Origin of the sequence: Massilia aquatica, assembly GCF_011682045.1 — a bacterium.
Lineage (GTDB): Bacteria > Pseudomonadota > Gammaproteobacteria > Burkholderiales > Burkholderiaceae_D > Telluria_A > Telluria_A aquatica.
The window spans coordinates 1-211 of the sequence record NZ_VVIW01000098.1 but is presented as its reverse complement, the minus strand read 5'-3'; the positions used below and the strand labels follow the sequence as shown (position 1 = coordinate 211).

The 211-nt window shown below is 52.1% G+C and carries 1 rRNA gene; it reads right to left on the bottom strand.

What is annotated here, in order from left to right:
* Positions 1-211, bottom strand: a 23S ribosomal RNA gene (locus F1609_RS35585); the annotation flags it as partial.

The window sequence follows — 211 nt, the reverse complement described above, 5'->3', positions numbered from 1 at the left end:
GTATGACTGAAGCTTAGAGGCTTTTCTTGGAACCACTTCCGATTGCTTCAAGACCTAAGTCTCTCGTCTCGACCCCTTGAATTGCGCGCCCGGATTTGCCTAAGCGCCTTCTATGAGTCAAAAACCAGCACTTCCAACCGCTGGACAACCTTCCGCGATCCGTCCCCCCATCGCATCATACGACGGTGCAGGAATATTAACCTGCTTCCCA